Consider the following 21217-nt stretch of genomic DNA (forward strand, 5'->3'; position numbering starts at 1 on the left):
GCCTGTGCCGTCCGTGGGCAGGTGCGGGCGGGGGGCGTTCGATCTCGGCACGGCCGATGCCCCGCGCGATGAAGACCAGGAAGGGCGCGCCCGCCTGGTCGGCCGGTACATGGGTCCGCGCATGCATCACTATGCTGCGCACCATGAATGGCCAGCGCCTGCGCCGAGGAGGTGTTGCAGTGCTCGGCGCCTGAGGCCGGTCGGGAGGGGCGGCAAGGGCGCGCCGGAAGGGCGCTCGCCCAGGCGGAAGCGGAACAATATGGGGCAGGTCGCGTTGAGGGGACCCGAGGGCTTTTTGCCCTTACCCCTTTCCCGCCGGGCCACGGGTCCGACGCCGCAACGGACCTGGACATGACCCTGAGAGGATTCCTGAAGCAAGAGACGGAAGGGCACCACGCCCGGCTCGATGGCGCCCTTTCCGAGTTGAACCTCATGGATGCCTCCGACTATGGCCGCTTCCTGCACATCCATGCGGCAGCCCTTCGCCCCGTGGAGCTTCAACTGGAGCATGCGGGCGTCGCCGCCCTGTTCGATGACTGGCCGCGCCGCGTGCGCCGGACGGCGCTGGAGGCGGATCTTGCCGTCCTCGGCCTCGGCCGGCCCGCACCGGCGCCCTTCGCTCCGCTGGCGGGCGCGGACGAGATGCTGGGCGCGCTCTACGTGCTCGAAGGCTCGCGCCTCGGCCATGCCATGATGCTGCGCCACCTCCCGAAGCAGGCCGCCACGCGCCCCGCGATGACCTTCCTCGCCCATGGCGCCGGAGAGCGTCTGTGGGGCGGGTTTCTCACCACCTTGGCGGGGCGCGAGGCGCGGGCGGATCGGGGGCGCATGATCGCGGCCGCGCACCGGACCTTCGGGGCCTATCTGGAGGCGACTGCGCGCCTCCTTCCCGGCGCGCCCGCAGCCTTGTCGGCGACCCCGCCGCCTTGCCTGGACCCCGTGTCATGAGGGAGGCATCACGGCCCGACCTCCTGGAGGCCTGCGCCCAGGAGCCCATCCGCATTCCCGGTGGCGTGCAGCCCCATGGCGCCTTGCTGGTGCTGCGCCCGGACGATCTCGCGGTGGTGCAGGCGAGCGCCAATGCCGCCGATATTCTCGGCTTCCCAGTGGCCGCGGAGCGTACGCCCCGGATTGCGGACCTGCCGCTGGGCGGGGGAACCTTGTTGGACGACATCGCCCGCTGGAGTGCGGGACAGGATGGCTTCTATCTCAAGGCGCAGGCGATCGCCGACCGCATGTTCGAGGTCTCGGCCCACCGCACGCCGCAGGGGCTGCTGGTGGAATTCGAACCGGCCTGCGATCTGGGCGATCCGAGCGAGACCTTCTATCCCGTCCTGCGCGACTTTCTGGAGGAAAGTGAGGCGCTTCCGGACACGTTGCGCCTCGCGGAGGCGGTGGCGGCGCGGGTGCGCCGGCTCACCGGCTTCAACCGGGTGATGATCTACCGCTTCGACGAGGACTGGAACGGCACCGTCCTCGCCGAGGACGGCGATGGGGCGCTGCCCTCCTATCTGGACCTGCGGTTTCCCGCGTCAGATATCCCGGCCCAGGCGCGCGACCTTTATCGCCTCAACCGCCTGCGCATCATCCCCACCTGCGATTATGCGCCCGTGCCGTTGGTGCCGGAATTGAGCCCGCTGGACGGGGCGCCGCTGGACCTGAGCTTCGCGGCCCTGCGCAGCGTCTCGCCGGTGCATCTGGAATATATGCGCAACATGGGCACGGCGGCGTCCATGTCGATCTCCCTCATGGTGTCCGGCAAGCTCTGGGGGCTGATCTCGTGCCACCATGCGCAGGCGCGCCGCGTGGGCGCGCAGGTGCGCGCTGCCTGTGATTTTCTCGGTCGCATGGTGGCCCAACAGATCGATGCCCGCGAACGCGGGGCGGAGGTCACGGAGCGGCTGCGCCTGCACCAGGTGCAGACGGAGCTTGTGGCCCATCTGGCCCGGGCGCCCGCCTTCCAGGCCGGGCTGGTGGAACGGGCGGTGCAGTGGCTCGACATCGTCAATGCGCAAGGTGCGGCCGTCCTCACCGAGGGCACTGTGCTGACCGCCGGCATCACGCCGTCCGCCGAGCAGGTGGCGGAGTTGGCCGAATGGCTGCGGACGCAGAAGATCGAGCAAGCCTTCGCCACCGATTGCCTTTCCCGCCATTGGCCGAAGGGCCTCGACATGGCGGATGTGGCGAGCGGCATCCTGGCCGTTCCCATTTCCCGCCTCCATGCCAGCTTCATCATATGGTTCCGGCCGGAAGTGATCCGCACCGTCACCTGGGGCGGCGATCCCGCCACCGCCAAGCAGCAGGACGCGGCCGGCCGCCTTCATCCCCGCCGCTCGTTCGAAAGCTGGAAGGAGCAGGTGCGTCATCGGTCCACACCCTGGCGGGAGGCGGAATTGCTGTCGGCGGCCGATTTCCGCGTGGCGGTGGTCAATTTCGTGCTCCAGCGCGCCGAGGAACGGGCCCAATTGTCCGAGGAATTGCAGCGCTCCAACAAGGAGCTGGAGGCCTTCTCCTATTCCATTTCCCACGATCTGCGGGCGCCCTTCCGCCACATCGCCGGCTATGCCCAGTTGCTGGCGGAGGAGGAGCCGGGCCTGAAGCCGCTCTCCCACCATTATCTGGAAGGCATTTCCCGCGCCGCCCTCTCGGCCGGGCAATTGGTGGATGACCTCCTGCACTTCTCGCAGCTTGGCCGCGCCAGCCTGAAGACCTCGCGCATCGACATGACCAAGGTCATGGAGGAGGTGCGGCACAGCCTCGATGCCACCGAGACCGGGCGGGTGATCGAATGGCAGGTGGGGGCGCTGCCGCCGTGCTGGGGCGATCCCTCCCTGGTGCGCCAAGCCTTGTTCAACCTCGTTGAGAATGCGGTGAAATATACCCGTGGGTGCGATCCCACCCGGATCCGTGTGGAGGGCCGGGAGGAGGGCGACTTGGTCGTCTACACCGTCACCGACAATGGCATCGGCTTCGACATGGCCTATGGCGGCAAGCTCTTCCAGGTGTTCCAGCGCCTGCATCGGCCGGAGGATTTCGAGGGGACGGGGATCGGCCTCGCGCTCACCAAGCGCATCATCGACCGTCATGGAGGCAGCGTGCAGGCCAAGGGCGCCGTGGGGCAGGGCGCGACCTTCAGCTTCTCCCTGCCCAGACATGCGAAAGGAAAAGGCCGTGGGGACACTTAGGCCCATCCTCCTGGTGGAGGACAATCCGGCGGACGTGGAACTCACCCTGGCCGCCCTCAAGAAGACCAAGCTGGCGAACGACATCATCGTCGCCCGCGACGGCGTGGAAGCCCTCGACTTCATCTTCTCCGAAGGCCAGCACGCGAACCGGGACACAGGACATCCGGCCGTGGTGCTGCTCGACCTGAAACTGCCCAAGGTGGACGGGCTGGAGGTGCTGGAGCGTGTCAAGCGCCATCCACGCCTGCGCGCCATTCCCATCGTGATGCTCACCTCCTCCCGCGAGGAGAGCGACATCGTTCGCTCCTACCAGTTCGGCGTCAATTCCTTCGTGGTCAAGCCCGTGGAATTTTCCGCCTTCTTCAATGCCATTCGGGATCTCGGCGTGTTCTGGGCGGTCCTGAACGAGCCCCCACCTGGAGACATCTGACGGCAATGGCGACCCCGCTCCAGTTCCTCCTGCTTGAGGACAGCCCCGTCGATGCCGAGCTCATCTCCCACCAATTGCGCAAGGTGGAGGGTGCGCCCGAGGTGACGCAGGTCTCCATCCGCGCCGCCTACGAGGCCGCGCTGGCGCACCGCGCCTACGACCTCATCCTCTCCGACTATTCGATCCCCGATTTCCTCGGCCTCGACGCGCTGTCCATCGCCCGCGAGCGGCAGCCGCAGACGCCGTTCATCTTCATTTCCGGCGTGCTGGGCGAGGAGCGGGCCACCGAGGCCATGCGGGCCGGCGCCACCGACTATGTCACCAAGCGCGACCTTGCCCGCGTGCCCATGGTGGTGGAGCGGGCGCTGCGCGAAGCGCGCGACCGCCGCGTCGCCCGCGAGGCGGCCACCGCCCTGGCGCTCAGCGAGGAGCGCTATCGCAGCCTGTTCAATTCCATCGAATCCGGCTTCTGCATCTTCGAGGTGGAGTTCGACGAGAAGGGCAAGCCGCGCGACTATCTCTTCCTGGAGGTCAACCCCGCCTTCGAGCGGCTCACGGGCGTGCGCGACGCGGTGGGGCGCCGCATGCGCGAGATCGCGCCCGACCATGAACGCCATTGGTTCGAGATCTATGGCGAGGTGGCTCGCACCGGCGAGCCGCGCCGCTTCGAGCAGGCGGCCACGGCCCTGGAGGGGCGCTGGTTCGATGTCTTCGCCTATCGGGTGGGGCGGCCGGAGGAACGGCGCGTGGCCGTGCTCTTCAACGACATCACCCAGCGCCGGCTCAATGACGAGGCGCTGAAGGAGAGCGAGGCCCATTACCGCTTCGCCGTTGAGCTGAACCCCCAGGTGGCCTGGACCGCCACCCCCGACGGCCAGTTCGACCGCGTGGCCGAGCGCTGGTCCGCCTGGACCGGGACGAGTGGGCTCTGCGAAAGCTGGACGCACGGCATCCACGAGGAAGACCGCGCCCGGTGCCTGGCCGCCTGGCGCAAGGCAGTGGAGACGGGCGAGCCCTTCGACGTGGAGCTGCGCATCCTGCGCAGGAATGGCGAGGTGCGCTGGGCACGCTCGCGCGCCTTTCCCCGCCGCGACGAGAGCGGCGCCATCGTCAAATGGTACGGCACGACCGAGGACAATCACGAGCGCAAGCTCGCCGAGGAGGGCCTCAAGCGCCTCAACGAGACGCTGGAACAGCGCATCATTGAGCGCACGGCCGAACTGGTGCGCGCCCAGGAGGCACTGCGCCAGTCGCAGAAGCTGGAGGCCATGGGCCAGCTCACCGGCGGCGTCGCCCACGATTTCAACAATCTGCTCACCCCCATTATCGGCTCGCTGGACCTGCTCCAGCGCCGCAATGTGGGCGATGAGCGCACCAGACCGCTCATCGAGGGCGCGCTGCAGGCCGCCGAGCGGGCGAAGACCTTGGTGCAGCGCCTGCTGGCCTTCGCCCGCCGCCAGCCGCTCCAGCCCACCTCGGTGGATCTGGCGGCCCTGGTGAAGGGCATGGGCGAACTGGTGGCCTCCACCTCCGGCCCGCGCATCAAGGTCACCGCGGACGCGCCCGATAACTTGCCGCCCGCCCATGCCGACGCCAACCAGGTGGAAATGGCCATTCTGAACCTCGCCGTGAATGCCCGCGATGCCATGCCCGACGGCGGCCAGCTGCACATTTCCGCGCAGGAGGAGGAGGTCGGCGCCGATCATGCCGCCAAGTTGCCGCCGGGCCGCTATTTGCGCCTGTCCGTGGCCGATACCGGCACCGGCATGGATGCGGAGACGCTGGCCCGCGCGGTGGAACCCTTCTTCAGCACCAAGGGCATCGGCAAGGGCACGGGCCTCGGCCTGTCCATGGTGCATGGCCTCGCCGCGCAACTGGGTGGCGGCCTGACCTTGCACAGCCGGGTGGGGCTTGGCACCCGCGCGGATCTGTGGCTGCCCGTGGCCGCCGACCTCGCGCCGGAGCCATCCCGCCCCATGGAAGGGGATGTCACGACGGGGCGAGGCACCGTATTGCTGGTGGAGGACGAGCAATTGGTGCGCATCTCCACCGCGGAAATGCTGAACGACCTTGGCTATCAGGTGGCGGTGGCAAGTTCTGCGGAACAGGCATTGCACCTTTTGGGGCAGGGCCTCAAGCCCACCGTCCTGGTGACGGACCACCTGATGGCCGGCATGACGGGGGCGGAGCTTGCCCATTCCGATGCGGTGAAGGCCGCCGGCGTGGCGGTGGTGCTGGTGACCGGCTATGCGGACGACCCCCGGGTGGCCGAGAATCTGGTGCGCCTCAACAAGCCCTTCCGCCGCACCGAACTGGCGCAGGCGCTGGTGGAAGCGGGCCAGAACCAGCTGGGCGCCCCGGCGGCGTGACGCCGTCCTTTATTCCTTCACCTCGCGCAGCACATCGGAGCGGGCGGCGATCTGCGAGATGGCGGCGCGGATGGCGGTCTGGAAGGCGAGCGCCAGTTGCGACTGGGGCAGGTCGCGCCGCTTGACCAGGACGGGGCGGATGGCCAGTTCCGGCACGAAGCGCACCATGGCGAGACCCCCATAGGCCCCCGCCAGCACCGGGAAGGGATCGATGATGGCCACACCCAGCCCCCGCGCCACCATGGCGCAGGCGGCGGTGGACTGGTTCACCGTACTGGCGATCTGGAAGCGGGGTTGGGTCTCGTGGAAGGCGCCGCGCACCGCCCGGCCGAGCGTCGTCGTATCGGAAAAGGTGATGATGGATTCGCCCGAAAGGGCCTTCGCGCTCAAGTGGGGCGCGCTCGCCAGGGGATGGTCGCGGGGCAGCACGCACACCATGTCCGCCTCGCACAGGACGGAGGCCTCAAGACCGGGATCGCGCACCGCCACGTCGGCGATGGCCAGATCCGCCTCGTTGCGGCTCACCTGCTCGATGGCGTCCTTGGTGGCATAGGCCATCACGTCCACGGACAGGCTGGGCCAATCCTGCCGCAGCAAGGCGACCGCGTCGGGCACGATGGAATTGGCGATGGAGGAGGAGGTGGCCAGCCGGATGCGCCCCGAGCGGCCGTCGCGGATCTGGTCGGCCAGGTCCCGCAGGTTTTCCACAAAGCCCGCGAGGCGCTTGACCTCCGGCAGGAGAAGCTGGGCCTCCGGCGTGGGCTGGAGGCGCCCGCCCACGCGGCGGAAGAGGGGAATGCCCAGTTCCTGCTCCGCCAGATGCACGGTCTTGGTGATGGAGGGCTGGGACACCCGCAGCCGCCGGGCCGCCGCGCTCACCGAGCCCAGGTCCATCACCAAATCGACGATCAGCAGGTGACGGATGTTCATGGCGAAACCGGGCTGGCTCCCCCCGCGCGGCGCCAGCGGGTGCGCGGAAATCCCGCTTTGCGGCGAGGGTAGCCTTGCGCTTTCCGGGTGTCGAGCCATGGCGGTCTTGGGACTCACAGCCCCAGGAAGGCGGCCGCGTTGTGGTATTTCCATCGGGCGCGCACATGGTCGGGAATGGGCAGGGCGTCGAGCTCCGCCACCGTGCGCGCCACCGGCAGCATGGGAAAGCCGGTGCCGAAGATGATCTGGTCTTTCAAGACCTTGGCGCCATAGACGAGGAGCGCCTCATAGCCCGCATGGGGCCGTTCCAGGAGGCTCGGGCGCACCGAGACGATGCCGATATTCAGGTTCTTGTGCCGCCAGGCCACCGCGATCAATTCCTGCACCCAGGGCCAGCCGGGCGGGGAGGCGCAGATGCGCAGGTCCGGAAAGGCGCCGGCCACTTCGTCGAGATAAGCGGGGCGCCCATAATCCAGGAGGCTGGCGGTGGAAAAGTTGATGCCGCAATGGATGTTGACGGGGATATTGAGCTCCAGGCACGCCTCATAGAGCGGGAAGAGCAGCGGGTCGTTGGGCTTCAGGCGCAGTTCGAAGCATTGCAGGTTGAGGCCCTTGAGGCCGAGGTCGCGCACCGCATGGCGCAACTCGTCCACCGCCGCCGCGCCCTTGTGGGGGTCCACCCCGGCAAAACCGATGAAGCGGCCGCCCTGTCCGGCGCAGAACTCCGCCACGTCCTCATTGGCAATCTTGAAGCCGAAGGTGGTGGTGAGATCCCGCGCCTTGATGACGATGTGGCGGGCGTCCACGGCCTCGTAGGAGGCCAGATAATCGGCGAAGGCGTCGGGGCCGATCTCGGCGGCGCTGGCGGTCTCGCTGGATTTGTAGACCCGGCGGTAATTGGCGAGGTGCCCGGCCGTCTTCTGGAATTGCGGCAGCGGCGGGCGGCTCGAAAAATCGATGAGCATGGCGGCCTCCCGGGATCAGTCGACGGGCAGGAGCTGGGCGGCATCCGCCGGCCAGCCCACATAGACGGTGGAGCCCAGCACCGGCCGGGCGCGCAGGCGGTGGTTCAGCTCCTGAACCAGGAAGGTGTCGCCATTCTCCAGCCGCACCACATGCTTGATGCAGCTGCCCACCACCATGGAGGTCTCCAGCACGCCCTTCAGCGCATGGGTCTCGTCCGGGGCGGCGGCGATGTTGGCGCTCTCCGGGCGCACATGGAGCATGGCGGCGCAGCCCTGGGCGGCCGGGAAAGCCGGGTGCGGCACCTGGCGCGACGAACCGTTGCCGAGCGCGATGACCAGTCGCTCGGCCGCCTCGCCCGCCACGGTGCAGGGCAATTGGTTGGAGTGGCCGATGAAGTCAGCCACATACGAAGAGGCGGGATTGAAATAAAGCTCGTCCGCCGTACCCACCTGCACGCACCGCCCCTCCCGCATCAGCACGATGCGATCGGACATGGAGAGCGCTTCCTCCTGGTCGTGGGTGACGCACAGCATGGTGATGCCGGATTCCCGGTGCAGCCGGCTGATCTCGATCTGCATTTCCTCGCGCAGCTTCTTGTCGAGGGCGCCCAGCGGCTCGTCCATGAGGATCAGAGCGGGGCGATAGACCATGCAGCGGGCGAGCGAGATGCGCTGCTGCTGGCCGCCCGACAATTCACGCGGCATGCGCGCGGCCACATGGGGCATGCGAATGAGGTCCAGCGCCTCGGCCACCCGCCGCTTGATCTCGGCCTTGGGCACCCGGCGCACGCGCAGCGGAAAGGCGATGTTCTCGAACACGCTCATGTGGGGCATGAGGGCATAGTTCTGGAAGACCATGCCCAAGTCGCGCTTGCTGGGCGGCAGGTTGGTGACATCCACGCCATCGATGCGGATGGTGCCGGAGGAGGGCCGTGTCATGCCGGCAATGAGGTTGAGCAGCGTCGTCTTGCCCGATCCGCTCGGACCCAGCAGGCTGACAAACTCGCCCTTGGCCACGGTGAGGTTGAACTCGGCGACCGCGAGGAAGTCGCCATAGCTCTTGGTCAGCCGTTCAATCTCGATCATCGACACCGGGGCAACTCCTGAAAACGGCAAGCCGGGCCGCAAAGGCGGCGGGCGATCGCAAGGGGATCAACGACGCGATCAACGACGTTTGGCATCGCGCAGGATCTCGCGGGCGGCATTGTGGCCGGGCACGCCGGTTACCCCGCCGCCGGGATGCACCGAGGCGCCGCACAGATAGAGGCCGGGCACCGGCGTGCGATAGTCCGCATAGCCCGGCGCCGGGCGGCGCATGAACATCTGGTCGGCGCTGATCTCCGCATGGTGCACATGGCCGCCGGGCAGGTCGAACACGCGCTCCAGGTCCGCCGGGGAATAGATGTGACGCTCGCGGACAAGGGCCTTGAAGCCGGGGGCGTAGGTTTCCAGCGTATCCACCACCGCATCGCCAATGGCCTCGCGGGCGGCGTCGGTCCAGCCGCCCTTCAGGTCATAGGGCGCATGGCCGGCCATGATGCTCATGAAATGCCGGCCGGGCGGGGCCAGGGTCTCGTCCAGCACGGTGGGCGTCATGGCCACCATGAAGGGATGGCGGGCATAGTCGCCATATTTGGCCGGATCGAAGCTCTGCTCCAGATAATCCACGCTCGGCCCGATCCGCACCTGGGCGGGATAGGGGAAGCCGGCGGCGGCGGGATCGAACGCGCTGAAGCGGGGCAGGGCGTCCAGCGCCAGATGCACCTTGTAGACCGAGCCCCGCGCCCGCAGGTTCTGGACCGATTGCGTCACCTCCGCCGGCACATGGCGGGCGTCCAGCAGGCGGGTAAAGGTGGTGCGGGCGCTGGCATTGGCGGCGACGCGCCCCGCCCGCAGCGTCTCGCCGGAGGCAAGCACCACGCCGGCGGCGCGGCCATTCTCCACCAGGATGGAGGCCACCTCCGCATCGGTGCGCACCTCCATGCCATGGGCCTTGCCGGAGGCGGCGATGGCGCCGCTGATGGCGCCCATGCCGCCACGCACGAAGCCCCAGCCGCCGGCCGCCGTCTCATGGTCGCGCACCAGGGGCCGCAGCAGCACATAGCCGGTGCCGGGGGAACGCAGGCTGGCGCTGCCGCCGCCGCCAGTGGCGTAGAAGCCGAGCGCCGCGCGGATGGCGTCGTTCTCGAACCAGTGGCTGAGCACGTCATGGGCGCTCAGCGTCAGCAGATCATAGAGCTGGTAGAAGTCCCCCACATAGCCGCGCTTGCCCCACAGGAAGCGGGCGGCGGACAGCAGGTCGCGCGGGTTGGACGAGACGTTGAAGGGCGTGTCCCAGATGATCTCGCGCATGATGGGCGCAAGCCGCCTCATATAGCGCCGATATTCGGGATAGGCGGCCGCATCCTTCTTGGAGAACTTGGCGATCTCCGCACAGGTGCGGTCCTCCTCGTCAAAGAAGGTCAGCGAGCGCCCGTCCGGGAAGGGCTGGAACATGGGCGGGGGCTTGAGGATCTCATAGCCATAGCGCGCCAGCTCCAGGTCCAGGATCACCTTGGGCTGGAGGAGCGCCATCACATAGGCGGCGGTGGACACCTTGTAGCCGGGCCACACCTCCTCGGTGACGCAGGCCCCGCCGATGAGGGGCCGGCGCTCCAGCACCAGCACCTTCTGGCCGGCACGGGCAAGATAGGCGCCGCAGACGAGGCCGTTATGGCCGGCGCCGATGATGATGACGTCGTAGCGGGCATCACGCATTTGCGGTGTCCTTCCGGGCTGAGTCCTTCAGGTGCCAGCCGGCGGTCACCCGGTCATAGGAATTGACCCGCAGGTCCGCCTGCTCGGCTTTGAGCACGTGCTTGGCCACCTTCAGCGAGGGGGTCTTGGGCAGGGCGGTGCGGAACTCGTAGAAGCGCGGCACCTTGAAGGGGGCAAGGTTGCGCTGGCAATGGGCGATGACCGCCTCCAGCGTCGCCGCGTCCGGTGCCTCGCCCTCTTCCAGCACCAGATAGGCCTTGATTTCCTCGCCGCGGGTCTCGTCGGGCACGCCGACGACGGCCGCCTCCATCACCACGCCGGAGGCCTGCAGCACCCCTTCCACCTCGCGGGCGGCGATGTTCTCGGCGGAGCGGCGGATCATGTCCTTGGTGCGGCCCACGATGGTGAAATAGCCGCGCTCATCCACCCGGAACACGTCGCCGGTGCGGAACCAGCCGTCCAGGAAGGCCTCGCGGGTGGCATCGGGGCGGTTGTAATAGCCGCGGAAAATGCCCTTGCCGCGCACCACCATCTCGCCCTCTTCGCCCGGCTTCACGGGTCGGCCCTCGGCGTCCACCACCTTGCATTCGCGGAAGGGGCCGGGCTGGCCGCAGGCGCCCGAGCCCACCATGTCGGTGGCCTCGATGGGCATGAAGAGGGTGGGTCCCAGCTCCGTCATGCCGAAGGCTTCCCGCGCCACCAGGTTGAAGCGCTCCTCCACCGCCGCATGCATGGCTTTCGGCAGGCCATAGACATTAGCGCGGACGATGGCGTTGCGGGCATCATCCGGGTGGGGCGGCTGCTTGAAGGCGAGAAAGGGCAGCAGGCAGAAATTGATGTTGTAGGCCCGTACCCAGGACATGAAGCGCGAGGCGCTTTGCTTGGCCGCCACATAGAGCGTGCCGCGCTGATAAAAGGTCATCAGCAGCAGCCACTGGGGATCCATGTAAAAGAAGGGCGTGGAGGCAAGAATCCGCCGATAGATGCGCCCGTCGCGGGTGGCGTTCACCTTGCCGGCCACCAGCCAATAATCCTGCGCCAGCAGGCAGCCCTTGGGATAGCCGGTGGTGCCGGAGGTGTACTGGATGTTCAGAAGATCGTCATGGCCGACGGGCGCGTCCGGCACATAGGGTCCGGCCCCCTCTACCCGGCAGGCCTCCCAGGACGGATGACCCGCCGCCATTCCATCCACCAGGAAGGACCGTTCCGCCGGCACGGTGATGGCGCCCTCGGTGCGGGCGGCTTCAAAGATGGGACGCACGCTCTCGTGCAGCACCAGGAATTCCGCCTCGCTGTCATTGACCACATAGGCCAGTTCCCGCTCGCGATAATTCACGTTCACTGGCACCATCACCGCGCCTATGACACCGAGCGCCAGCCAGGTGAGGGGGAAGGCCGAGATGTTGGGCAGCATCACCGCCACCCGCGTGCCCTTGCGCACGCCATGGCGGGCAAAGCCGTGGGCGAGGGCATGGACGGCGGCTTTGACCTCGCCATAGGTGGCGCGCTCGTCGCTCTCGAAGAAGTGCCAGGCCAGCTGGTCCGGCACGTCGGCGGCGACCATTTCGATGAGGGCGGCCATATTGTCCGGCAGCGGCTCCGCCTCGATGGCGGCGCGCCGCTCGGCGACGGGGCGCACGGGCGCGGACAGGACTTCAACCTTGGACATCAGTGACCTCGGGGAGACTTGCGCAGGGCGATCAGAGCGATGCTGAAGACGAGCGAGAGCACGGTCAGCATGGCGGAAACGGCGGCGATGACGGGGGAGATTTCCCAGCGCAGGGCGCTGTACATCTTCACCGGCAGCGTCGTTGTTGCGGGGGCGGCGACGAAATAGGACGCCACCACCTCGTCGAAGGAGATGAGGAAGGCCAGCAGCGCTCCCACCACCAGGGAATCCTTGATCTGCGGCACCACCACCTGGAAGAAGACCCGGGCGCGGGAGGCGCCCATGATGATGGCGACGCTCTCCAGCGCCGGATCGATCTGGCGCAGGCCCGCGCTCACCGACACCACCACGAAGGGGGCGATCAGGATGGTGTGGGCGAGCACCAAGGCCAGATCCGTGCCGCCGATCCGGAAGGTGTTGAAATTCAGGTAGAAACCCAAGCCCAGCACCACCACCGGCACGAGGATGGGGCTCATGAGGAAGAGGTTCAGCGCCCGCCGGCCGAAGAAGTCGCCCCGCACCAGCGCATAGGCGGCGGGCACCGCCAGTGCCAGGGTGAGCAGGGTGGAGGCCACCGCGATCTTGAGACTCTGCAAGGCCGCGCCCCACCAGGAGGGATCGGCGAAGAATTGCGCGAACAAAGCCAGCGAGAGCCGCTCGGGCGGGAAGGTGAGGTTCTGCGAGCCGTTGAGCGACACCGGGATGATGATGAGCGTCGGCATCAGCAGGAAGAGATAGCCGGCCCAGGCGACAAAGCCCCCGGTGGCCCGCCAGAAGCGCGTGGTGCGGTCGACCAGTTCGTTCATGGCGCCCTCACAGCACTTCCGCCTGCCCGCCCCGCACGCGGGTGAGCAAGGCGACGATGGTGCCGGTGATGACCAGCAGGATCACGGCGATTGCGGAGGCGGCGGGCCAGTCCAGCGTCTGGCGGGTGTAGAAGTCCACGAGGTTGGCCAGCATCATGTCCGTTCGCCCGCCCAGAAGAGCCGGCGTGATGTAGGATCCGATGGCCAGCGACAGGCACATGAGGACGCCCGAGAGCACGCCCGGCAGGCTGAGCGGCAAGGTGATGCGCAGGAAGATGCGCAGCGGCCCCGCCCCCATGGTCTGCGCCGCCCGCGCCAAGGCCGGGTCCTGCGCCATCAGGTTGCTCAGGATGGGCAGCACCATGAAGGGCAGCAGGAAGTTCAGCATGCCCAAGAGCACGCCGGTGCGGTTGAACAGCATCTGGATCGGCTCTTTGTTGCCGAACACGAAGGCGATGGCGCGGTTCACGAGGCCCGCATCGCCGAGCACGATGGTGAAGGCGAAGCTCTTCACCAGGATGGAGGTCCAGAAGGGCAGCATGACGAAGATCATCATCACCGCCCGGTGGCGCGGGGACAGCCGGGCCAGGTGCATGGCGATGGCATAGCCCACCACCAGGGTCACCAGGGTCGCCTGGATGCCGATGACGAGCGTGGTGGTCAGCACCTTGTGGAACAGCGCGCTGGTCAGCAGGTCCAGATAGGTGGAGGGGTCGAGCTTGGCCCCGTGCAGGCTGGTCCAGATGATGGAGCCGGCGGGCAGCAGGAAGAAGAGCAGCATCACCACCATCAGCGGCGCCAGCAGCAGCGCCACGAAGCGGGTTTCCAGGGCATGGTTCATGGCGCGGCACCGGGCATGCGGGGGCCTTTCGGAACGGCCTTCGGGAACGGGCCTGCGAGAGGCCGCCCGTAAGAGTGCCTCGGGTGCGGCCGCAAGGCACGGGGCATCACGCCTTGCGGCGCGCAGGAGGTCAGGCAGAAAGGGGGCGCGGGCGTTTTGGAAACCCGCGCCCGCCTTCCGTCAGATCAGCAGCCACTCCGTGAAGCGCTTCTGCAGCTTGGCGTAATTGTCGGACCACCATTCGTCATTGACCACCGCATTGGCGGGGTTCTTGAGGTCCGGCATGTATTGGCGCGCGGCGGGGCTCGCGGCGGCAAGGCCCGCCTTGGAGTTGGGGCTGAAGAAGAGCATCTCCGCGAACGCCGTCTGCCGGTCGGGCTTCAGGACGAAGTTCACATAGCGCATGGCCGCCTCACGATTGGGCGTGCCCTTGGGCACGGCCAGATATTCCAGCGAGTTCAGCGTCTGCTTGGTGGAGATGGCGATGGACGCCCCGCCGATCTCGGCCGGGCGCACGCGGCTGATATAGGAATAGGTGAAGTCCAGCTCGTTGGCGGTGACCAGCGTCACCGTCTGCGGCGTGGTCTCGATCCACTTCTTGATGTGGGGCTTGATCTTGTCGAGGGCGGCAAAGCCGCGCTCCACGTCCAGCGGATAGAGCTTGGAGGGCTCCACGCCGCTGGCGATGAGCGCCATTTCCAGCGTCTCGGAAATGCGCGGGCGCAGGCCGCGGCGGCCGGGATAGGTCTTCACATCCCAGAAGGCGGCGAAATCGGCGGGAGCCTTGTCCGCAGGGGTGCGCTTGGGGTCGAAGGCGAGGCCGCCGGCGAACATATAGGTGCCCACATAAGTGGGGCCACCGGGGGCGAAGAGGTCGGAGCGGTCGACGATCTTGGTGTCCACCGGCTCCCACAGATTGTCCTTGGCGCCGGCGGTGATCTGCGGGCCGACGCTGTCGAACACGTCCCATTCCACGCGCCCGCTCTCCACCTGCGCCTTCATGCGGGCAAGGTCCGCATTATCAACCAGGCGCACGGCGATGCCGGTGGCCTCGGTGAAGGGCTTGGCAAAGCACCGTTCCACGCCGGCGCGGTAGTCGCCGCCCCAGCAGGTGACGGTGAGCGTGGTGTCCGCGCGGGCGCGGCCCGTAATGACCAAAGGCGCCGCCAAAGCGACGGATGCACCGATGAGCAGCGAGCGGCGATTGAGGCCGTTCGTGCCCGTTCCCTTCGTGTCTTGTGTCATGTTCTGTGCCTTCCCCTCACCAACCGGTTGTTTCCGGATCAGGTCGCGAACCAGACCGCTTTCAGGTCCATGTATTTCTCGATGGCGTGCAGGGACTTGTCGCGGCCGAAGCCGGACTGCTTGAAGCCGCCGAAGGGCACCGACATGGTGCCGCGATCAAAGCAGTTCACCCACACGACGCCGGCCCGGATGGCGCGCGCCGCGCGGTGGGCCTTCTTCACGTCCCGCGTCCAGATGGAGGCGGCGAGCCCATAGATGGTGTCGTTGGCCACAGTGAGGGCTTCCTCGAAGCCCTTCACCGGAATGGTGGCGAGCACCGGCCCGAACACCTCTTCCTGGGCGATGGCCATGCGGTTGTCGACGCCGTCGAAAATGGTGGGCTCGACGAAATAGCCGCCCGTCTGCGTGAGCACCCGCCCACCGCCGGTGACGATGCGCGCGCCGGCCGCGGCGGCGCCCTCCACATAGCCTATGACCCGGCTCATCTGCGGGGCGCTCACCAGCGGGCCGAGGCGGGTGTCGGCGTTGAGCGGGTCGCCGGGCCGCAGGGACTTGGCGATGGCCGCGACACGCTCCAAGAGGTCCTCGCGGATGGCCTCTTCCACCACCAGGCGCGAGCCGGCGTTACACACCTGGCCGGCATTGGTGAAGATGCCGGCGGCCACCGCGCGGGCGGCGGCGTCCAGGTCATCGCAGTCGGCCAGCACGATCTGAGGCGACTTGCCGCCCAGCTCCAGGCTCACGCGCTTGGCATTGGAGCGACCGGCATATTGCAGGAACAGCTTGCCCACCTCGGTGGAGCCGGTGAAGGTGATGCAGTCCACATCCATGTGCAGGCCGAGCGCCTGGCCGGCGGTCTCGCCATAGCCCGGCAGCACGTTGAGCACGCCCGGCGGCACGCCCGCCTCGGTGGCCAGTTCCGCCATGCGCAGCGCCGTGAAGGGGGACTGCTCCGCCGGCTTCACGATCACCGAATTGCCGGCGGCAAGCGCGGGGCCCACCTTCCAGGCGGTCATGGAGAGCGGATAATTCCACGGCACCACCGCGGCCACGACACCCAGCGGCTCGCGCATCACGAGGGTGGTGAGGTCGGAAGAGGTGGGGGCCACCTCGCCATAGATCTTGTCGATGGCCTCGCCATAGAAGGCGATGCAATTGGCGGCGCTGGGGATGTCGCCATTGAAGGCGCTGGTGATGGGCTTGCCCACGTTCAGCGTTTCAAGGAGCGCCAGTTCCTCGCGATGGGCGAGCAGCAATTCGGAGAAGCGCAGCATGATGCGCTTGCGGTCGGCGGGCGCCATGCGCGACCAGGTGCCGGCCTCGAAGGCGGCGCGGGCGACGCGCACGGCGCGGTCCACATCCTCCGCCTCGCAGGCGGCGACCTGGGCGATCTCCTGGCCGGTGCCGGGAAACACGCAGGGAAAGGTCTTGCCGGACGCGGCCGGGACGGACGTGCCGTCAATGAAGGCCTTGGTCGGCAGCGCCACAGCCTTTGCCCGCGCCGCCCAGTCCGTCGTCAAAATCTGAGACATCCCAATACCACCCGAATTCCGCGTCATCCGTGTTGACGGGGGAAGTGTCGAGGCGGCTACCCATATAGTCAAATATATAGTTTTACGTCGTAAAGTGCGATAAAGTTATATGTAGACAAATAAACTAAAGGTTGTCCGCAGCCCGCGCCTCCCTCACCGCAGCGGCGCGCTGGCGATGAGGAAGGGCGCCTGGATGGGGAGAGTCATCTCGTTGCCGGGGGCCTGAAGCAGGGTGCCGTCGAGCGTCCGCCACTCCCCGTCGGGCCAGGGGTCGAGGAAGCGCATGAGCGCCGCTTCGCCCGCTTCCTCCGGCACGCGGGTGGCCACCACCACCCGCACCTTGGCGCCGTCCGCCTCCCGCTCGAAGCCGAACCAGCCCCAGGGAGAGGGGGCGAGCCGCAAGGGACGATAAAGCCCGCCCCGCAAGGCCGGCGTCGCGCGGCGTAGCGCCAGGAGGCGGCGGGTGAGGCCGAACTTCTCGCGGTCGGCTGGATCCAGCTCTCCCCCGCCATCAAGGGCGGCCGTGCGGGCGTCCCAGTCCACGGGTCGGCGATTGTCCGGGTCCACCAGGGAGAAGTCGCGGAGTTCCGTGCCCTGGTAGAGGTCCGGCGTGCCGGGCAGGGTGTGCTGGAGGATCACCTGGGCAAGGCTGACAAGCCGCCCCGCCGGCTCCAGCCGCGCCGCCAGCCGGGCGAGCGCGTCGCGCACGCTGGCGCCGTCTTCGCCTTCGATCACCGCCGCGCTGAAGGCTTGCGCATGGGCCTCATAGGCTTCGTTTGGCGTCTCCCAATTGGTGTGGCGCTTGGCTTCCCGCAGGGCCTTGGTGAGATATTCGCCCATGCGCGCAACGCTCACGGGCCAGACCGAGACGAGGGTCTGCAGGATCAGAACCTGATCGAGCAGGTCCGGCTGAAGCACGCCCTCCTCCTCCCGCGCCAAGGCGGTGCAGGCCTCGCGCGTCTCTTCCAGGAGGTCGAGCCAGGCTTGGGGCATGGCGCTCAAGGCGGCGAGGCGCGCGCGGGTGTCGGGGCCGCGCTTGGTGTCGTGGGTGGCGAGGGGCGTGAGGTCCCGGGCGCCGGCCGCCGCGCGTACCATCTGGAGGTCGTGCATTTCGCCTCCGTCCCGCGCGGGATGCAGGAGGCTGCCGCCCACCTCATTGACGCACAGGAGCACGGGATGGCGATAAAGCTCGGTGTCCTCGAACCCCTTTGCCATGGCCGGCCCGCTCAATTGCTGGAAGCGCTGGCGGAAGCGGCGGTCGCTGTCGATGCGGGGATTGCGCAGCCGGTCCAGCAGCACGGCGGCGGCGGCGGCGGTGAGCGGGTCCTCGGCGGCGACGAGCGCCTCGCCGATGGCATCCCAGATGGCCTCGTCCTCCGGCGCGTGGCGGTCCCAGGTGGCATAGGAGCGATAGACCGGGCAATGCACCAGCAGCGCGGCCACCGCCTGCCGGATGGCGCCGTCCGTGAGGTCGCCTTCCTGCATGTCACGGTCGAGGCCGTCGCGGGCGAGCGTGGTGAGCGCCTCCAGCTCGGCGGCAAGGCTCGATTGGAGCACCTGGCGCTTGGCATCGGCGAGGCGGGCGGCGGGGGTGCCGGTGAGGAGGTTGCGGGTGCGCAGGTCCCGCTCCAGCATGGCGTATCCCTCGCCCTCGACGAACAGGCCGTTAATGTCGTTGAGCCGCTCATAGCCGGTGGTGCCGGTGATGGGCCAGGCGCGCAGCGCCTCCCCCGGCTCCAGGATCTTCTCCACCAGGATGGGCACGCCTGGCCCCGCCGCCGCCCGCAGCCGGGCGCAATAGCCGGCGGGGTCGGCAAGGCCGTCCACATGGTCGATGCGCAGCCCGTCCACCAGCCCGCGTTCCACCAGCTCCAGGGGCAGGCGGTGGAGGAAGGCGAACACTTCCGGGTCCTCCACCCGCGTGCCTACCAGATCCGTGATGTTGAAGAAGCGGCGGTAATTCAGGTCATGGGCAGCCGCGCGCCACCATGCGAGGCGCCAGTGCTGGTCTTCAAGAAGCGCGGCGATGTCCGCCTGCGCCAGCACCCGTTCGAGCGCCGCGCGGCTTTCGTCCGTCAATGCTTCCCCCTCATGGAGGCCGGCGGCGGCGCGCAGCGCTTCGACGCTTTCGTGGCGCAGGGGATAGGCATGGTCTGCATAGCACAGCACGATCCGTCCGCTCTCCTGGAGGAAGAGCGAGAGAGCACCAGCCTCCAGCGTCGCCTTCAGCGGATCGCCCAGCACGGGCAGCATGAGCTTGCCGGTCTCCCAGAACACGTCGAACAGCCGCGCGGCGGGGGCGTCGGGGCCCTGTTCCAGCATTTCGATCCAGAACGGATTGTGGCTGGAGGCGGCCATGTGGTTGGGCACGATGTCGAGGATCACCCCCATGCCGTGGGCGTTGAGCAAGGCGGCGAGCCGCTCGAAGCCTTCCGCGCCGCCCAGTTCGGGATTGATGCGGGTGGGGTCGGCCACATCATAGCCGTGGGTGGAGCCGGGCACCGCCGTGGTGATGGGAGAGGCATAGAGGTGGCTGACGCCGAGGCCGGCGAGATAGGGGACGAGAGCCTCGGCGTCGGCGAACGTAAAGCCGGCATGGAATTGCAGGCGATAGGTGGCGATGAGATCGCGCTTCATGCGGCGGCAAGGCTCCACAGGGCGGCGGAGAAGGGGGCGAGGGCGAGGTGTCCGTCCGCGCGATCGGCCACCGCGCCAAGGGCCGCATCGGGCGCGCGCCCGGCGCATCCCTCGGGCCGGGCCAGGGAGGCGTGATGCGCGCCGGCATTCAGCACCAGCACGAGGTCGCCCGCCGCGAAGCGCCAGGTGACGGCGAGCACATCGCCCGCCCGCTCCAGGGCGCTGTCCTGATAGGGGCTCGCCGTCAGCGGCCAGACGAGGGCGCGCCGCAAGGCGGCGAGGTCGCGGAAGGCGCGCAGATGGGCCCGCGCCTCCTCGGTGGCGAAGGCGGCGGGGGTGAGCTTGGCGGACTGGAAGGTCTGGTCCGCCAGCGGGTCGGGAAAGAGCGCGGTTCCATGGGCGGCGAAGAAGTCGGCGAATTCGCCCCGCCGGCCCTTGCGCACAGCATCCGCCAGGTCGCCCTCGAAATCGCAGAAGAAGGGGAAGGGGGTGGGCAGGAGCGCCTCCTCCCCCTGGAAGAGAAGGGGGATGGCGGGCGAGAGCATCACCACGAAGCGCAGCAAGGCGAGGCGCTCAGGTGGCAGGGTGCCGGCAAGGCGATCGCCCAGCGGGCGGTTGCCGATATGGTCGTGGTTCTGCGCAAACACCACGAAGGCGTCGGGCGGCAGGTGGGTGGAGGGCGCGCCGCGCGGGTGCCCGCTCGCATCGGGATAGGGCTCGCCCTGGAAGACGAAGCCCTCGGCCAGCGCCCGGCCGGCGGCGGCCACCGGATCAGCCGCATAGGGGGCGTAATAGCCGGTGCCCTCGCCGGTGGCGAGGACGTGGAAGGCATGGTGCCAGTCATCATTCCACTGGGCGGTGAAGAGCCCGCGATCGCCCTCCATCCAGTGGGCGGCATTGTCGTGGTTTTCCAGCACCAGATAGGCGTCGGGCCGAACCGCGCGGCAAGCCTGCGCGATCTGTTCCAGGAGGCGACCGGCGCTGGAGGTGGCCAGCGCATGGACGGCATCGAGGCGCAGGCCGTCAAAGCCGAATTCGGACAGCCAATAGGCGGCGTTCTCCGAAAAGAAGGCGCGCACATGGGCGTCGTCCAGATTGATGGCGGCGCCCCAAGGCGTGGCGATGTCCTCCCGGAAGAAGGATTTCGCGTAAAGCGGCAAGTAATTCCCGCTCGGCCCGAAATGATTGTAGACCACGTCCAGCATCATGGAGAGCCCGCGCCCGTGGGCGGCTTCGATGAGGGCCCGCAGGTCGTCGGGCGTGCCATAGGCGCGGTCGGGCGCATAGAGCAGCACGCCGTCATAGCCCCAGTTGCGCCGGCCGGGGAAATCCGCCACGGGCATCAGTTCCAGCACGGTGAAGCCGGCATCGCGATAATGGTCCAGCCGGTCGATCAGGGCGCGGAAGGTGCCCTCGGGCGTCGCCGTGCCCACATGGATCTCGGCGATCACCGCCTCGGTCCAGGGCCGGGCAAGCGGGGCGGGCGCGACGGAGGGGGCGGTGAGCACGCTCCAGCCCTCCGCATCCTCCGCCTGCATGCGGGAGGCGGGATCGGGCACCGCGCGACCGGACACCTCGAAGCGATAGCGGATGCTTGGCGCCACGTCGGGCACGAAGCGCTCGAACATGCCGTGCGGCCCATGGGCCATGGGCAGGAAGCCGTGGCCGTCCAGTTCCAGCATCACCTCGCCCGCATCGGGTGCGAACAGGCGGAAGCGGGCGCCGCCCTCCTTCAATTGTGGGCCGAAGCTCCAGTCTGGGCGGCGCAAAGCATGGTCCGGAGCGGCGGCGGCGCTTGGTGTGTGCGACATGTGGCTGGAAACCGTCCTGATCGAACCCAGGCGGACAACG

The 21217-nt window shown here is 68.1% G+C and carries 15 protein-coding genes; 4 read left to right on the forward strand and 11 right to left on the reverse strand.

Annotation, left to right across the window (positions count from 1 at the left end; all coding sequences use genetic code 11):
* Positions 1-351: 351 nt before the first annotated feature.
* From J5J86_RS15330 to J5J86_RS15345, 4 genes are read left to right on the forward strand one after another with little or no spacing between them, the layout of a single operon-like run.
* Positions 352-948, forward strand: coding sequence for a biliverdin-producing heme oxygenase (locus tag J5J86_RS15330; RefSeq protein WP_209099470.1), 597 nt, complete (start codon positions 352-354; stop codon positions 946-948).
* Positions 945-3185, forward strand: a complete 2241-nt coding sequence (locus tag J5J86_RS15335; protein WP_209099472.1) for an ATP-binding protein — start codon at positions 945-947, stop codon at positions 3183-3185. The genes J5J86_RS15330 and J5J86_RS15335 overlap by 4 nt, the downstream gene beginning before the upstream one ends.
* Positions 3172-3615: a response regulator gene (locus J5J86_RS15340; RefSeq protein ID WP_209099474.1), complete on the forward strand. Its 444-nt coding sequence runs from the start codon at positions 3172-3174 to the stop codon at positions 3613-3615. The genes J5J86_RS15335 and J5J86_RS15340 overlap by 14 nt, the downstream gene beginning before the upstream one ends.
* Positions 3616-3620: 5 nt before the next feature.
* On the forward strand, positions 3621-5984 hold the full coding sequence (locus J5J86_RS15345; RefSeq protein ID WP_209099475.1) for a response regulator: 2364 nt from the start codon (positions 3621-3623) through the stop codon (positions 5982-5984).
* 9 nt (positions 5985-5993) lie between these two features.
* On the opposite strand, the gene J5J86_RS15350 is transcribed toward J5J86_RS15345, so the two are convergent.
* The 11 genes from J5J86_RS15350 to treZ form a co-directional block, all read right to left on the reverse strand.
* The gene (locus J5J86_RS15350; RefSeq protein ID WP_209099477.1) at positions 5994-6914 is read right to left on the reverse strand and encodes a LysR family transcriptional regulator; all 921 of its coding nucleotides are present in this window, start codon (positions 6912-6914) and stop codon (positions 5994-5996) included.
* 113 nt (positions 6915-7027) lie between these two features.
* Entirely contained in the window at positions 7028-7879 is an 852-nt protein-coding gene (locus J5J86_RS15355) for an amidohydrolase family protein (protein WP_209099479.1), read from the reverse strand.
* Positions 7880-7894: 15 nt separating this feature from the next.
* Positions 7895-8965, reverse strand: coding sequence for an ABC transporter ATP-binding protein (locus J5J86_RS15360; protein WP_247658562.1), 1071 nt, complete (start codon positions 8963-8965; stop codon positions 7895-7897).
* Between the two features lie 78 nt (positions 8966-9043).
* A complete protein-coding gene (locus tag J5J86_RS15365) occupies positions 9044-10636 on the reverse strand; it encodes a phytoene desaturase family protein (protein WP_209099482.1) in 1593 nt (530 codons plus the stop codon).
* A complete protein-coding gene (locus tag J5J86_RS15370; protein ID WP_247657630.1) occupies positions 10629-12305 on the reverse strand; it encodes a class I adenylate-forming enzyme family protein in 1677 nt (558 codons plus the stop codon). The genes J5J86_RS15365 and J5J86_RS15370 overlap by 8 nt, the downstream gene beginning before the upstream one ends.
* Positions 12305-13111: an ABC transporter permease gene (locus J5J86_RS15375; protein ID WP_209099484.1), complete on the reverse strand. Its 807-nt coding sequence runs from the start codon at positions 13109-13111 to the stop codon at positions 12305-12307. The genes J5J86_RS15370 and J5J86_RS15375 overlap by 1 nt, the downstream gene beginning before the upstream one ends.
* A 7-nt stretch (positions 13112-13118) precedes the next feature.
* A complete protein-coding gene (locus tag J5J86_RS15380) occupies positions 13119-13952 on the reverse strand; it encodes an ABC transporter permease (protein ID WP_209099486.1) in 834 nt (277 codons plus the stop codon).
* Positions 13953-14132: 180 nt separating this feature from the next.
* Positions 14133-15197 carry an ABC transporter substrate-binding protein gene (locus J5J86_RS15385; protein ID WP_209099488.1) on the reverse strand — a complete coding sequence of 355 codons (1065 nt, stop codon included), beginning with the start codon at positions 15195-15197 and terminating at the stop codon, positions 14133-14135.
* A gap of 38 nt (positions 15198-15235) precedes the next feature.
* Positions 15236-16729: an aldehyde dehydrogenase gene (locus J5J86_RS15390; RefSeq protein WP_209099490.1), complete on the reverse strand. Its 1494-nt coding sequence runs from the start codon at positions 16727-16729 to the stop codon at positions 15236-15238.
* Between the two features lie 153 nt (positions 16730-16882).
* Positions 16883-19366, reverse strand: a complete 2484-nt coding sequence (gene treY, locus J5J86_RS15395; RefSeq protein WP_209099492.1) for a malto-oligosyltrehalose synthase — start codon at positions 19364-19366, stop codon at positions 16883-16885.
* The gene (gene treZ / locus J5J86_RS15400) at positions 19363-21177 is read right to left on the reverse strand and encodes a malto-oligosyltrehalose trehalohydrolase (RefSeq protein WP_209099494.1); all 1815 of its coding nucleotides are present in this window, start codon (positions 21175-21177) and stop codon (positions 19363-19365) included. The genes treY and treZ overlap by 4 nt, the downstream gene beginning before the upstream one ends.
* Positions 21178-21217: the final 40 nt, after the last annotated feature.

It is taken from the genome of Aquabacter sp. L1I39 (assembly GCF_017742835.1).
Lineage (GTDB): Bacteria > Pseudomonadota > Alphaproteobacteria > Rhizobiales > Xanthobacteraceae > L1I39.